Annotated in this window: 12 protein-coding genes; 4 read left to right on the top strand and 8 right to left on the bottom strand. The window is 71.5% G+C overall.

All coding sequences use genetic code 11. From position 1 onward, the window contains the following. The first annotated feature begins 59 nt into the window (after positions 1–59). Complete coding sequence (locus tag IPZ69_RS03870; RefSeq protein WP_235452220.1) at positions 60–1,280, top strand: ROK family transcriptional regulator; 1,221 nt, start codon at positions 60–62, stop codon at positions 1,278–1,280. Positions 1,281–1,686: 406 nt separating this feature from the next. Then, positions 1,687–4,434, top strand: a complete 2,748-nt coding sequence (gene ppdK / locus IPZ69_RS03865) for a pyruvate, phosphate dikinase (protein ID WP_235452219.1) — start codon at positions 1,687–1,689, stop codon at positions 4,432–4,434. Positions 4,435–4,617: 183 nt separating this feature from the next. Here ppdK and IPZ69_RS03860 read toward each other — a convergent pair whose 3' ends face one another. Together IPZ69_RS03860 and IPZ69_RS03855 are read right to left on the bottom strand one after the other, a co-directional pair. After that, complete coding sequence (locus tag IPZ69_RS03860; protein ID WP_235452218.1) at positions 4,618–5,022, bottom strand: DUF4440 domain-containing protein; 405 nt, start codon at positions 5,020–5,022, stop codon at positions 4,618–4,620. A 70-nt stretch (positions 5,023–5,092) separates the two neighbouring features. After that, positions 5,093–5,572 carry a hypothetical protein gene (locus tag IPZ69_RS03855; RefSeq protein WP_235452217.1) on the bottom strand — a complete coding sequence of 160 codons (480 nt, stop codon included), beginning with the start codon at positions 5,570–5,572 and terminating at the stop codon, positions 5,093–5,095. 100 nt (positions 5,573–5,672) lie between these two features. Here IPZ69_RS03855 and IPZ69_RS03850 point away from each other — a divergent pair, with 100 nt between their 5' ends. Then, a complete protein-coding gene (locus IPZ69_RS03850; RefSeq protein WP_235452216.1) occupies positions 5,673–6,599 on the top strand; it encodes an oxidoreductase in 927 nt (308 codons plus the stop codon). A gap of 296 nt (positions 6,600–6,895) precedes the next feature. On the opposite strand, the gene IPZ69_RS03845 is transcribed toward IPZ69_RS03850, so the two are convergent. From IPZ69_RS03845 to IPZ69_RS03820, 6 genes are all read right to left on the bottom strand, one after another. Next, positions 6,896–7,729: a serine hydrolase domain-containing protein gene (locus IPZ69_RS03845; RefSeq protein ID WP_235452215.1), complete on the bottom strand. Its 834-nt coding sequence runs from the start codon at positions 7,727–7,729 to the stop codon at positions 6,896–6,898. 37 nt (positions 7,730–7,766) lie between these two features. After that, the gene (locus IPZ69_RS03840) at positions 7,767–8,300 is read right to left on the bottom strand and encodes a hypothetical protein (RefSeq protein ID WP_235452214.1); all 534 of its coding nucleotides are present in this window, start codon (positions 8,298–8,300) and stop codon (positions 7,767–7,769) included. Between the two features lie 167 nt (positions 8,301–8,467). After that, positions 8,468–8,824: a nitrite reductase small subunit NirD gene (gene nirD, locus IPZ69_RS03835; protein ID WP_235452213.1), complete on the bottom strand. Its 357-nt coding sequence runs from the start codon at positions 8,822–8,824 to the stop codon at positions 8,468–8,470. Then, positions 8,821–11,451 (bottom strand): nitrite reductase large subunit NirB, encoded by a 2,631-nt coding sequence (gene nirB / locus IPZ69_RS03830; RefSeq protein WP_235452212.1) that lies wholly within the window; start codon positions 11,449–11,451, stop codon positions 8,821–8,823. Before nirB ends, nirD begins: the two co-directional genes overlap by 4 nt. 168 nt (positions 11,452–11,619) lie before the next feature. Continuing rightward, positions 11,620–12,240, bottom strand: a complete 621-nt coding sequence (locus tag IPZ69_RS03825) for a class F sortase (RefSeq protein ID WP_235452211.1) — start codon at positions 12,238–12,240, stop codon at positions 11,620–11,622. A gap of 111 nt (positions 12,241–12,351) precedes the next feature. Further along, positions 12,352–12,870 carry a hypothetical protein gene (locus IPZ69_RS03820; RefSeq protein WP_235452210.1) on the bottom strand — a complete coding sequence of 173 codons (519 nt, stop codon included), beginning with the start codon at positions 12,868–12,870 and terminating at the stop codon, positions 12,352–12,354. Positions 12,871–13,187: 317 nt separating this feature from the next. On the opposite strand from IPZ69_RS03820, the gene IPZ69_RS03815 reads away from it, so the two are divergent. Next, the gene (locus IPZ69_RS03815; protein WP_235452209.1) at positions 13,188–14,321 is read left to right on the top strand and encodes a hemopexin repeat-containing protein; all 1,134 of its coding nucleotides are present in this window, start codon (positions 13,188–13,190) and stop codon (positions 14,319–14,321) included. Positions 14,322–14,363 lie beyond the last annotated feature (42 nt).

Here is a 14,363-nt window from a genome sequence, read left to right as displayed (position 1 = left end):
CTATTTAACACGCAAAACTCACTATGTAATGCAGTCTTGAGAAACACAAGGGGGTGCGCATGACCGGACAGCCCGGCAGGACCGGCAAGGGTGGCAGTCAGGCCAGCGCCGGTGATCTGCTCGAACTGGTGCGCACCGGGCGGGCGATCACACGCGGTGCACTCCAGCAGGCCACCGGGCTCTCCCGGGCCACCGTCGGCCACCGCCTCGACCGGCTGTTCCGGGCCGGCTGGCTGCGCGAGGGGGCCGGCGGCCCGGTCGGCTCGCCGCTCGGCGGACGCCCCTCCATCACCTTGGAGTTCGACGACTCCCACGCCGTGGTCCTCGCCGCCGACCTCGACACCCGGCACGCCCGCGCGGCCGTCCTCTCCCTCACCGGCGAGATCCTCGCCGAGCACTCCGGAACGCTGGTCGTGGAGGACGGGCCCGAGACCGTGCTCGGCGAACTCGGCCACTGGTGCGCCGAGTTGCTGGAGAAGGCGGGGCACCTGCCGGACGAGGTGTGCGGCATAGGACTCGCGGTGCCGGGGCCGGTGGACAGCGAGACCGGCCGGGTCGTGCAGCCGCCGATCATGCCGGGCTGGGACGGCTACGACATACGAGGCCGCCTCTCCCGCGCCTTCACCGAACGCACCGGCGCGCCCGCGGTGCCGGTGCTCGTGGACAACGACGCGAACCTCATGGCGTACGGCGAGCAGCGCACCGGACACCCGGACTGCTCGGCCTTCGTCCTGGTCAAGGTGTCGACCGGTATCGGCGCCGGCGTCGTGGTCGACGGCTCGATCTACCGGGGCGTCGACGGCGGCGCGGGCGACATCGGGCACATCCGGGTGGGCGCGGAGGCGCTGTGCCGGTGCGGTTCGTACGGCTGCCTCGCGGCCGTCGCCAGCGGCGGCGCCGTGGCCCGGCGCCTCGCGGAGGCCGGGGTGAGGGCCGCCTCCGGCTCGGACGTACGGGACCTGCTGGCCTCCGGCCACCCGGAGGCGACCGCGCTCGCCCGCGAGGCCGGGCGCCGGGTGGGGGACGTGCTGGCGACGGTGGTGACACTGCTCAACCCCGGGGTCCTGATGATCGCCGGGGATCTGGCCGGAACGCCCTTCCTCACCGGAGTGCGCGAGCTGCTCTACCAGCGGGCCCTGCCCCGCTCCACCGCCCACCTGGATGTCGTCACCTCACGGCTCGGCGAGCGAGCCGGGCTGGTCGGCGCCGGTGCGCTGGTCGTGGAGTACCTGTACGCGCCGGACCGGGTCGAGCAGCGGTTGCTCGCACTCGGCGTGTGACGTGGGTGTTTCACGTCCGGATTTCGGTCCGCATGGTGAAATCCGGACGCCTGTGGCAGCGTGATTCTCGCCACCCTTGATAAGGGTTCCGCTCAGATGAGCGGATCTTGCACGACTGCACTTCTCCAAGGGGTGGCACTCAGTGCCACCCCTTGATCGTTCATCGATCGAAATCAGGCGTGCCGAGAGCCGCTCACATGAGCGGAATTCAGGGTCTGGGGGCATCATTGCGTTCAAGAAGTGAAAACATCAGCCGCTCTGCGCTTGCCAAGCTTTGACTTTCGATCCGGTGGCGGACGACCGGTTACGTGCACATGACGCACGAGTGGACGTACCCAGGCGCCTTCGATCTGGGTATGTTCCTCGCCGTCAGGGCAGCCACCGCGGCCTCTAGGAGTCGAGACCCGTGTCGGAAAACAAAGAACCTCAGGTAGCCGAGCAGGGCGCGAGCGTTGAGGGCGTGAAGTTCGTTTACGACTTCACCGAGGGCAACAAGGACCTCAAGGACCTCCTCGGCGGCAAGGGCGCGAACCTCGCCGAGATGACCAACCTGGGCCTTCCCGTCCCTCCGGGCTTCACGATCACCACCGAGGCCTGCAAGGTCTACCTCGACAGTGGCGAGGAGCCGGCGGCACTGCGTGACGAGGTGAGTGCGCACCTCGACGCGCTGGAGCAGCGGATGGGCAAGAAGCTCGGCCAGGCCGACAACCCCCTGCTCGTCTCCGTCCGTTCCGGCGCCAAGTTCTCCATGCCCGGCATGATGGACACGGTCCTGAACATCGGCCTCTCCGACAAGTCGGTGCAGGGCCTGGCCAAGCAGGCCGGCGACGACCGCTTCGCCTGGGACTCCTACCGCCGCCTCATCCAGATGTTCGGCAAGACGGTCCTCGGCGTCGACGGCGAGCTCTTCGAGGAGGCCCTCGACGCGGCCAAGGCGGCCAAGAAGGTCACCGTCGACACGGACCTCGAAGCGGCCGACCTGAAGAAGCTGGTCACCAAGTTCAAGAAGATCGTCAAGACCGAGGCCGGCCGGGACTTCCCGCAGGACCCGCGCGAGCAGATGGACCTCGCCATCGAGGCGGTCTTCAACTCGTGGAACACCGACCGCGCCAAGCTCTACCGCCGCCAGGAGCGCATCCCCGGCGACCTGGGCACCGCGGTGAACGTCTGCTCGATGGTCTTCGGCAACCTCGGCCCCGACTCCGGCACCGGCGTCGCCTTCACCCGCGACCCCGCCTCCGGCCACCAGGGCGTCTACGGCGACTACCTGCAGAACGCGCAGGGCGAGGACGTGGTCGCGGGCATCCGCAACACCGTGCCGCTCGCCGAGCTGGAGTCGATCGACAAGAAGTCGTACGACCAGCTCATGCAGATCATGGAGACCCTGGAGAACCACTACAAGGATCTCTGCGACATCGAGTTCACCATCGAGCGCGGCCAGCTCTGGATGCTCCAGACCCGCGTCGGCAAGCGCACGGCGGGTGCGGCCTTCCGCATCGCCACGCAGCTGGTGGACCAGGGCCTGATCGACGAGACCGAGGCGCTCCAGCGCGTCACCGGCGCCCAGCTGGCGCAGCTGATGTTCCCGCGCTTCGACGACGACGCCAAGACCGAGCAGGTCGGCCGGGGCATCGCGGCCTCGCCGGGCGCCGCGGTCGGCAAGGCGGTCTTCGACTCGTACACCGCCGTCAAGTGGTCCCGCTCGGGCGAGAAGGTCATCCTGGTCCGTCGGGAGACCAACCCCGACGACCTCGACGGCATGATCGCGGCCGAGGGCATCCTGACCTCCCGCGGCGGCAAGACCTCCCACGCGGCCGTGGTCGCCCGCGGCATGGGCAAGACCTGTGTCTGCGGCGCCGAGGAGCTGGAGGTCGACACCAAGCGCCGACGGATGACGGTCCCGGGCGGTCACATCGTCGAGGAAGGCGACCTGATCTCCATCGACGGCTCCACCGGCAAGGTCTACCTGGGCGAGGTCCCGGTCGTGCCCTCCCCGGTCGTCGAGTACTTCGAGGGCCGGATGCACCCGGGCGCCGACGACGCCGACGAGCTCGTCGAGGCGGTCCACCGCATGATGGCCTTCGCCGACCGCAAGCGCCGCCTGCGGGTGCGCGCCAACGCCGACAACGCCGAGGACGCGCTGCGCGCCCGCCGCTTCGGCGCCCAGGGCATCGGCCTGTGCCGCACCGAGCACATGTTCCTCGGCGACCGCCGTGAGCTGGTCGAGCGCCTGATCCTGGCGGACACGGACACCGAGCGCGAAGAAGCCCTCAAGCAGCTCCTCCCGCTGCAGAAGAAGGACTTCGTCGAGCTGTTCGAGGCGATGGACGGCCTGCCCGTCACCATCCGCCTCCTGGACCCGCCGCTGCACGAGTTCCTGCCGGACATCACCGAGCTGTCGGTCCGCGTCGCCCTGGCGGAGTCCCGCAAGGACGCCAACGAGAACGACCTGCGACTGCTCCAGGCCGTCCACCGTCTGCACGAGGCGAACCCGATGCTCGGCCTGCGCGGCGTACGCCTCGGCCTGGTCATCCCCGGTCTGTTCACGATGCAGGTGCGGGCCATCGCCGAGGCCGCGGCCCAGCGCAAGAACGCCAAGGGCGACCCGCGCGCCGAGATCATGATCCCGCTCGTCGGCACCGTCCAGGAGCTGGAGATCGTCCGCGAGGAGGCCGACCAGGTCATCGCCGAGGTCGAGGCCGCGACGGGCGTCCGCCTGAAGCTGGCGATCGGCACGATGATCGAGCTGCCGCGCGCCGCGCTCACCGCCGACCAGATCGCGGAGGCCGCGGAGTTCTTCTCCTTCGGCACGAACGACCTGACCCAGACCGTGTGGGGCTTCAGCCGCGACGACGTCGAGGCGAGCTTCTTCACCGCCTACCTGGAGAAGGGCATCTTCGGCGTCAGCCCGTTCGAGACCATCGACAGGGACGGCGTCGGCTCCCTGGTCAAGGCGGCGGTCAAGGCGGGCCGCGAGACCCGCCCCGACCTGAAGCTCGGCGTCTGCGGCGAGCACGGCGGCGACCCCGAGTCGGTCCACTTCTTCCACGAGGTGGGTCTGGACTACGTCTCCTGCTCCCCGTTCCGCATCCCGGTCGCCCGCCTCGAAGCGGGACGCGCGGCCACCCACTCCCAGGGCAGCGACCACCGCTGACCCTCACCCGGAGGGCGGCGACCACCGCCATTCCTCCCTGGCCCCGGAGCCGCCGTCGGTCCCCGACCCTCAAGACCGATCGGCGGCGGCTCCGGCGCACCATAGAAGGAGGGGCGGCACCCTGTGCGGGGGTGCCGCCCCTTCGGGCATCATCCAGCTCCGTGGAGAGCGGCATCCGGCGCACTAGGAAGTGCCGTTCGGGCCCCCGGTGGGCGTTCCCTGATGGTGGAACATCTGCCAGTGCGTCGGTGCTACCCGTCGCCACAACGAGGTTCGGTTGGACCACTTCCCGTCGATGTTCGCGCGGTACTTCACCATCACCAGCCCGTCGGCCAATCTGAGCCCACGTACGCGCTCGGCCTTGATCGGCTCACCAGCCGGGTCGGTGTATGCCGCTACGCGCTGCGCGGTGCCTTCGTACTCGATCTCCGCGCCGGAGGCGCCGAACTCATGGAAGTCCGGCGCGAGGAACCGGTTCAACCGGTCAGGATCGGCTCGGCACTCAGGTGACAGAGCCTCGTACTCCGCAGCAAGTGCTTCGGCCACCTGAGGGTCATTGCTGCCGGTTTCCAGATGCGTTGCCGTCATGAAGCCATGGTCACCCTCGCGCGGTGCTCGTGTCGCCTGCCTTTCCCTGCCACGCTCCTTCACCCACCACTTACACCCCCCACCCCTCAGCGCCGTCGGCAAGACGCCCGTGCCACCACGGCGCCTCGCCCCGCGCGGCCGCGAGTGGATCGGGCAGGGTCCGGGTCCGATAGCGGCGGTCGAGCGTCAGCAGTGCACGCCGCAGCTCGCCCCGGGCCCGGGGCGGCAGCAGTGGCAGGATCTCCGCCAGTACGTCACGGGCGTGCCGTACGTCGTCCAGGGCACAGCCGGGGCACGACGGGCAGAAGGCCTCGTGCGGATACAGGGGGCGTAGCCCCGGGCGGCTCAGGAACGCGCGGTACCGGCGTAGGGCGTCGCCGGTCGCGCCGACCCGGATGAGGAAGCCGTCCGACGCGCTCTCCACCCGGTGGATCGTGAGACTGGTCCGGGCCGACAGACCGGGGATGCGGACGGGAGGCGGGGTCTCCCGGGTGTGCGGGAGCGCGCGGCTCCGTCGGGCGCGCAGGGCGCCGGGCCGGTTACGCGGCATCGGCCTTTCGGGGTGTGATCATGGACGCCATCATGTCACGGGGACATGCTGTGACCGGCGTTGTCACGGCACTTCGGCCCCCTCTCGGAAGGTCTCGCCCATGTCCGGCTGGAAGACGACCGACATCCCCGACCTCACCGGCCGCATCGCCGTCGTCACCGGCGCCAACAGCGGCCTCGGTTACGTCACCGCGCGGGAACTGGCGCGCAACGGGGCCCGGGTGGTGCTCGCCTGCCGGAGCGAGGATCGGGGGAGTGCCGCGGCCGACCAGGTGGTGGCCGAGGTGCCGGGCGCCCAGGCCGAGTTCGGACGGCTGGACCTCGGGGACCTCGCGTCCGTACGGGACTTCGCCGACTCGTTCGCGTACGACCGTCTCGATCTGCTCGTCAACAACGCCGGTGTGATGGCGCTGCCGTACGGGACGACGGCCGACGGGTTCGAGACCCAGTTCGGCGTCAACCACCTGGGGCACTTCGCCCTCACCGGGCTGCTGCTGCCGGCCCTGCTCGCCGCCCCCGGCGCCCGGATCGTGACCGTGTCCAGCATGCTGCACGCGCTCGCCAACCTCGACATCGACGACCTCAACAGCGAGCGCCGGTACCGGCGTTGGGTGGCCTACGCCCGCTCCAAGACCGCCAACCTGCTGTTCACGCACGAGTTGGCGCGCCGGCTGGCGGCCACCGGCGCGGACGCCGTCGCGGCGGCGGCCCACCCGGGGTATGCCGCCACCAACCTCCAGACGGCCGGGCCGCGGGCCGAGGGGCGCCGGGGCGCGGAGCGGCTGATGGAACTCGTCAACACGGCCGTCGCCCAGCCGGCGGAGGCGGGCGCGCTGCCCACGCTGTACGCGGCGACCGCGCCCGAGGTCCGGCCCGACTCCTTCACCGGCCCGTCCTTCGCGATGTGGCGCGGGGCGCCGGCCCCCTCTCCGCGCGCCCCGTGGACCCGCAACGACCAGGCGGGCATGCGGCTTTGGGACGCGTCCGAGCGGCTGACGGGAGTGACGTACGACGCGCTGAAGGCGTGAGGTGAGCGGGAGCCCCGTGCGGAACCTAGGCCCTGTCGTCAAACTCCCGTCTGCCCCGCGACGTCATGCACGCTCCCCCAAGCTCTTCGAGCAGGGGGGACCCCCACTCGCCGCACCGGGCCCCGACCCAAGTACGTCCAGTACGAGGGACGAGGCCCGGCACTCCCCCAGCCTTCGGCCGGGGGGACCCCCAGAGCACGCTCCCCCAAGCTCTCGGCTCCGCTCGAGCAGGGGGGACCCCCATGACGCCGCGAGGCCCGCCCTTCGGGCGGACGACGCGAGTTTGACGACAGGACCTAGCGCCGGCGCTGTGCCACGGCCGCCTTGAAGGTGTCCACGGCCAGCTTGTCCGTGGCGTCGGCGCGGCCGGTCTGGCGGTGCACGAGGATCCAGCCGCTCGGTGAGGCACCGGCGAAGACGGACGCGGTGTTCGTCGCGCCGTTGTGCCAGAGCATGGGTCCCGCCGGCTGCCAGGCGGGCGCCGGATCGCCGAGGCCGCGGTCGACGAGCAGGCCGACGACGACACGGGCGGCGGCCCGGGGAGTGGCCCAGAGCCCGCCGGCGGGCAGGATCGCGCCGGTCATCGTCCAAGGGCGCCGCAGCAGTTCCAACGGCCCCCACCGGTGCAGTCGTCGGTCGGCCGGGGGGTCGGCGCGGACGTCGGTGACACCGAGCGGGTCGAGGACGTGCCGGCTCAGGAGTTCCTCGTACGAGGCGCCGGCCGCGGAGACCAGGGCGGCGCCCAGGACGGCGTACCCGAGGTTCGAGTACTCCTCGGAGGTGCCCGCGGGGGCGGTGACCAGGCCGTCGAGGTGGCGCACGACCGAGTCCAGGGCCCCGGCGTCGAAGGCCGCGTAGGGGTCGCTCCCGCCGAGGCCCGGGGGTAGCCGGGGCAGGCCCGAGGTGTGCTCGGCGAGGTGCCGCAGGGTGATTCCGGTGCCCCTGGGAGCCGGCAGGAACGACTCCAGCGGGTCGTCGAGGCCCAGGAATCCGCTGTCCGCCAGCCGCGTGAGGACGGTCGCGGTCAGCGGCTTGGTCAGGGAACCGATCTGGACGAACAGGTCGGGGCTGTGGCCGTGCAGCACACGGGGGGCCTCGAAGCTGCTGAGGACGCAGGTGGGTACGCGCATCACGGTGCCCTTCGGTCGCCGGTCCGAGGCGGGGTGATCACGTCTGCGCGAGCCAGAGTCCGAGAACCTCCTCGCGCTCGCGCGACTTGAGGATTCCCGTCGGCCGCGACTTCTCCCACCACTGGGTCATCAGGGCGGGCGTGGCGCCGCCCCGTACGAAGCGGTCGATCAACTGCCGTGACAGGTCGACCTCGCGGGGCGAGTAGGCGACGGCGGCGCCGGAGTGGACGGATGTCCGGAAGCAGCCGTCGGGCGTGGTCACGGAGACGGTCATCCGCTCGGGGTCGCCCGGCACCCAGACGTCCATGGCCGCCGCGGCGACGCTCGCCGCCCGGCTCGCCCAGCGGTTCAGGGTGGAGCGGACCGGGACCTCGGTGACCTGCAGATCGGCGATCTCCGACCACGTCCACGTCCGTGGATCCGGACCGGTGAGACGGGGCCCGGACGGCTGGAGAACCAGGGTGGGAGCCGGAGTTGTCGCGGGTGCTCCCAGATACACGCCGTCCGCGGCGACCCAGAAGAGTCCCACGACCATGCCGGCCTCGGGTCGGACGGGCGGGGTTTCGTGCATGTCCTGTCCGTCCTCCCTCGGTGGGTCCGGCCCTTTCATTCCTTACGTCGATCGAAGGTTGGCACACCTCCCGCGTAAGTTTCTTGTCGGTAGCCGTCCCGCGTGACCGAAAACAGTCGGTGTGCCGAGCGCGGTCGAGAAGGGTGCCTACGAGGCTCCCGCCTCCCTCAACCCCTCGCCCCCCTCACTTCGTACGTCGCCACCCGCACCGTCTCGTCGTCCAGGCACTGCCCGGTGACCAGGTCGAAGCGCTGCTTCAGCAGCGGGGAGGCGACGAACGGCCGGCCCTCGTGGGTGCCGGTCAGGCCGCGCGAGAGGACCGCCGCGCCGCCGAACGGGTCGCGGTTGTCGATCGCGTACACCTGGCCCGTCCGGTCCAGGAAGAGCGCCGCCTGGCGGCCGTCGGGCAGCAGCGCCGCCACCCCGCGCCCCGGGGTCAGCGCGGCCAGGTCGCAGATGGTCAACCAGTCCTCGCCCAGCCGCAGTTGGACCATCAACGAGGTCGTCTCGGGTGCCAGGGTCATCGCGGGGCGCTTCCTTCCAGTGCGTCGTGCAGGGGACGGTGGCCGATGCTCAGCAGCGGCAGGTCGGGCTTGATCTGGTCGCGCTCGGGGACGAAGGCGACCACCGGGTCGGGGGTGTCGGGCGCGTTGACGAAGGACACGAACCGGGCCAGCTTCTCGGGGCTGTCGACGGTCTCGGCCCACTCGTCGCGGTAGTGGGCGACATGGGCCGCCATCAGCGACTCCAGCTCCTCGCAGATGCCCAGCGAGTCGTGCACCACCACGTCCCGTACGTGGTCCAGCCCGCCCGGGATCCGCTCCAGCCAGGTCGACGTGCGCTCCAGCCGGTCGGCCGTGCGGATGTAGAACATGAGGAACCGGTCGATCAGCCGCACCAGTTCGGCGTCGGACAGGTCCTGCGCGAGCAGGTCCGCGTGGCGCGGGGTCGCGCCGCCGTTGCCGCCGACGTACAGGTTCCAGCCGTTGGCGGTGGCGATCACGCCGAAGTCCTTCGACTGGGCCTCGGCGCACTCGCGGGCGCACCCGGAGACCGCCGACTTGAGCTTGTGCGGCGAGCGCAGCCCCCGGTAGCGCAGCTCCAGGTCGATCGCCATCCGTACGGAGTCCTGGACGCCGTAGCGGCACCAGGTCTGCCCCACGCACGACTTCACCGTGCGCAGCGCCTTGCCGTACGCGTGCCCGGACTCGAAGCCCGCGTCCACCAGGCGGGTCCAGATCAGCGGGAGCTGCTCGACGCGCGCCCCGAACAGGTCGATCCGCTGACCGCCGGTGATCTTCGTGTAGAGCCCGAAGTCACGGGCGATCTCACCGATCACGATCAGCTTCTCCGGGGTGATCTCACCGCCGGGGATGCGCGGCACGACCGAGTACGAGCCGTTCTTCTGCAGGTTGGCGAGGAAGTGGTCGTTGGTGTCCTGCAGGGCCGCCTGCTCGCCGTCGAGGACGTAGCCGTCCGCGCCGATCGTCGGGGCGAGCGAGGCGATGATCGAGCCGACGGCCGGCTTGCAGGTCTCGCAGCCGTCGCCGCCCCGGGCACCCTCGCGGCCGTACCGGTCCAGCAGGTCCCGGTACGAGGTGAGGCGCAGGGCGAGGACGATCTCGTACAGCTCCTCGCGGGTCTGCGCGAAGCAGCCGCACAGCCCCTTGTCGACCTCGACGCCGCTCGCCTCCAGCTCGGCGGTGAGCAGCTGACCCAGCACCTTCACGCAACTGCCGCAGCCCGTACCGGCCTTGGTGCACTTCTTCACCTCGGGCACGCTGGTGCAGGAGTGGTCCGTCACCGACCTGCGGACCGCGCCCTTGGTGACGTTGTGGCAGGAGCAGACGACCGCCTCGTCCGGCAGGGCGGAGGGGCCGAGCTGGACGGGGCCGCCCACGCCGGCGGGCAGTACCAGGGACTCGGCCGCCACCGGCGGGACCGAGCCGGTGAACGCGCGCAGCGTGGCGTACGCCTCCGCGTCGCCGACCAGGATGCCGCCGAGCAGCGTGCCGTCGCGGCCGACGACCAGCTTCTTGTACAGACCCGACCGGGCGTCGGCGTATACGACCTCCAGGCAGTCCTCGGTGGTGCCGTGCGCGTCGCCGAAGGAGGCGACGTCCACACCGAGCAGCTTCAGCTTGGTCGACAGGTCGGCGCCGGTGAACGTCACCTGGTCGGCCTCGTCGGCGGCGATCGTCGCGGCCGCCGTCTCGGCCTGCTCGTAGCCCGGCGCGACCAGGCCGTACACCCGGCCGTCCGCCGCCAGCGCGCACTCGCCGATCGCGAACACCTGCGGGTCGGTGACCGTACGGCACCGCTCGTCGACGGTGATGCCGCCGCGCTCGCCGACCGCCAGACCGCAGTCGCGGGCCAGCTGGTCGCGGGGGCGGACACCGGCGCTGAACACCACCAGGTCGGTGGCGAGTTCGGAGCCGTCGGACAGCTTCATGCCGGCCACGGCGCCCGCGTCGTCCGTCACGATCTCCTGGGTGCCCGTGCCGGTGTGCACGGTCAGGCCCATGTCCTCGATGGTGCGCAGCAGCGCCGCGCCACCGCCCTCGTCGACCTGCACCGGCATCAGCCGCGGCGCGAACTCCACGATGTGGGTGGCGAGTCCGAGGCCCTTGAGGGCGCCGGCCGCCTCCAGGCCGAGCAGACCGCCGCCGACCACCGCGCCCGTCCGGGCCCGCGACTTCGCGTACGCCTCGATGGCGAGCAGGTCCTCGATGGTCCGGTAGACGAAGCAGCCCTCGGCGTCCTTGCCCGGGACCGGCGGTACGAACGGGTAGGAGCCGGTGGCCAGGACGAGGACGTCGTAGCCGACGGTCAGTCCGGAGCGGGCGGTCACCGTCCGGGCCGCGCGGTCGACGTTCTCCGCGGGGTCGCCGACGTGCAGCTCGATGCCGTGTTCCCTGATGAACTCCCGGTCGGTCATGGAGAGTTCGTCGGGCGTCCGGCCCGAGAAGTACGAGGTCAGCCGCACCCGGTCGTAGGCGGGGCGCGGCTCCTCGCAGAGCACGACCACGCGGTGGGTGGCGGTCAGGCCGCGCTCGGCGAGCGCTTCGAGGAAGCGCTGGCCGACCATGCCGTGGCCGACGAGCACGATCGTGGGGCGGGGGTGGTTCTCGACAGGTGAGGTCGTGGACATCAGCAGCCTCCGTCGTTGGTGAGCAGGTGGAGCACCGCCACACGCGTATTCGAGGTCATGCCACGCAGACTGCGGCGCCGACGTTACCCGGCCGCATCACGACTGTTTCCCGGGAGGAACGCTGCCCTCAGCGGGAGCGGGGAGGCGATGTGAGGGGGCTGGAGGCCCTCACCGGCTGCCGGTGAGGTGCGCGAAGACGACCACGTTCCCCTGGTAGCCGGTGGTCTTCGAGTAGCCGCCGCCGCAGGTGATCACCCGCAGCTCGGGGCGCTTGGCGGCGCCGTACACCTTCTCGTCGGGGAAGTCGCGCGCCTGGTAGACCTCGACGGCGTCGACCGTGAACACCGCGACGCCGCCGTCCTTGCGGTCCACCTCGACGGTGGCGCCGCGCTTGAGCGCGCCGAGGTCGTAGAAGACGGCGGGACCCTCGGTGTTGTCGACGTGCCCGGCGACGATCGCGGTGCCCGGCTCGCCGGGAGCGGTGCCGGCCTCGTACCAGCCGGCGAGGTTCTTGTTCGAGGCGGGCGGCACGTCGAGGCTGCCGGACTTCGTCAGGCCGAGGCCCATCAGGGGCGCGTTCACCCGGATCCCGGGGATCCGGATGCGCGTGGGCGGGGAGGGCGGCAGCGCGGGTGCCGTGAGCCGCTCCTCGGCCGCCTCCGGGCGGCCCTCGGCGGCGGACGGCTGGGGCGGGGCGTGCGTGCCCGCCGTGCCGCCGAGCAGCCACACGCCCGAGCCGAGGGCGACGACGGTGACCGCGGCTATCGCGGTGTCCCCGATCCTGCGCATAGGAAACCCCTCTCCGGAACAGGTCCCCTACCCCCTCCGGGCCGCGAGGGGCGTCGGACCCGGAGGGGGTGGGACATGCGGTACCGGCGGACGGACAGCGGAGGGTGTCCGTCAGATCCCGTCGCCTCTCGCCCGGCGATGCAGGAGCCAGGTACCGCCCGCGGCGGCGACGGCCAGAGCCGACACACCCGCCGCGGTCTGCACGGGGTCGCGGCCGAGCGCGCCGCCGACCCCCGTCTTCACACTTCCGCGCGGCTGCACCTGCTCGTGCGCCGCCATCAGCGTCACCATGAGGTCGCCCGCCACCTGCCGGTCGCCCTCGGCGCACTTCGCGACGATCTCGTATGTCCCCGGCTGCGCGCTCGGCGGCACCCGGAACTGGCCGATCGCGTCGCCCTCGTGCGCGCTGGGCGCCAGCGTGAACGTTCCGGCACCCACCGCTCCGGCGTCGCCCAGCGCCGAGCCCGCGCCGCACGCCTTCGTGTTCACCGTGACCTGACCGCCCGGCGTCACCGTGGACGGATACACCTCCAGGCTGCCGGTGGCGTCGCCGAACGCGGGCGCGGCGGCCAGCCCCGCCGTCGCGACGGCGAGCGCGGTACCGGTCAGCAGACGGGCGGTGCGTCGCATGGTGCTCCCTCGACAAGCCAGGGATCACGGCCCGCGGCACCCCCATGTGCCGCCGAGTCGGTCGCGCCCCTGCCCTTCCGAGGTAAGTGGCACTCGCGCCCTGCCGCTTCCCGAGGCGCCGCCGGCTGTGGGATGAACGGGTGTCACCGGCAGCGGCCGTACGGGTCGTCGGCGCCGTGTTCCGGCAGGTCATGGGGCGTACGCGGGACCGTGTCAGCCTCACGCTCGCGGATTCACCCGAACGGGACGGCGGTGGCCGCCATGAAGACCGGGGCGCGGAGCATGCATCCCCCGGAGAGTGGACGAAGGGAGCGCGCATGGGCGTGGACAGGGCTTATTTCACCGTCGGGGGCACGGTCACCCCGTACGACATCGACGCGGACGCGGCCGACACCGCCGGGCAGTGGCAGCTCGGCACGGCGTGGAGCGGGCTGCCGCCCGGCTGGGAGGAGGGCGTCGACGCGGCCGTCGACCTCGGCCGGCAGCACCTGTACGTCTTCCGGGGCACCGAGTACGTCCGCATCCCCTTCGCCACCCAGACCGTCGACGACGGCTACCCGCTGCCCATCGCGGGCAACTGGCCCGGACTGTCCTTCGACACCGTCGACGCGGCGATGAACTGGGGCGACGGCAAGATCTACTTCTTCAGCGGCGGCGAGTACGTGCGCTACGACATCGCCGCCGACCAGCAGGACCCCGGCTATCCCAAGGCCGTCGCCGCGGGCTGGACGGGGGTGGCCGCCGACTGGGTGGGCGACGGCCTCGACGGGGCGCTGAACCCGGGCAACGGGCGGGCGTACCTCTTCAGGGGCACGGAGTACGTCGGCATCGACTGGCACAAGAAGCGCCAGGAGGACGGCTACCCGCTCACCGTCGCCGACCAGTGGCCGGGCCTGACCGACCCCTTCGACGCGGTCTGGTCGAATGCCGCCACGGCGCCGGTGGAGCGCTCGGCGACGGCGGCCGAGTTCCGCGCTCGATACGGGGAGTACGCCGACGCCGGCCAGGCGGCCACGGGCGTGCCCGCCCTGGTGACGCTCGGCCAGGCCGCGCTGGAGTCGGGCTGGGGCGCGCACGCCCCTGGCAACAACTTCTTCGGCATCAAGGCCAGGGCCGGCGACCCGCCCGAGACCCGTCAGCTGCTGCGCACCACGGAGGTGCTCGACCGGCCCGACGCGGTGTTCCCCGAGGTCATCTCGGTGACCCAGCGGGCCGACGGGAAGTACGTCTACGTCGTCCGCGACTGGTTCCGCGTCTACGCCTCGCCCGCCGACGCCTTCACCGCGCACGGCAACTTCCTGCGCAACAACAGCCGGTACGCCCCCGCGTTCGAGCACACCGACGACGCGTACGCCTTCGCGCGGGCCGTCGCGGACGCCGGATACGCGACGGCGACGGACTACTACGAGGCGCTGGCGAGGGTGATGCGCACCATCGAGGCCAGTGACTGAAGACCCGCAAAGTTCCCCAAGTGCCGTTATTGCTCGGGTAAT

Source organism: Streptomyces olivochromogenes, from assembly GCF_021538895.1.
Lineage (GTDB): Bacteria > Actinomycetota > Actinomycetes > Streptomycetales > Streptomycetaceae > Streptomyces > Streptomyces olivochromogenes_A.
This window is presented reverse-complemented; position numbering and strand designations above follow the sequence as displayed.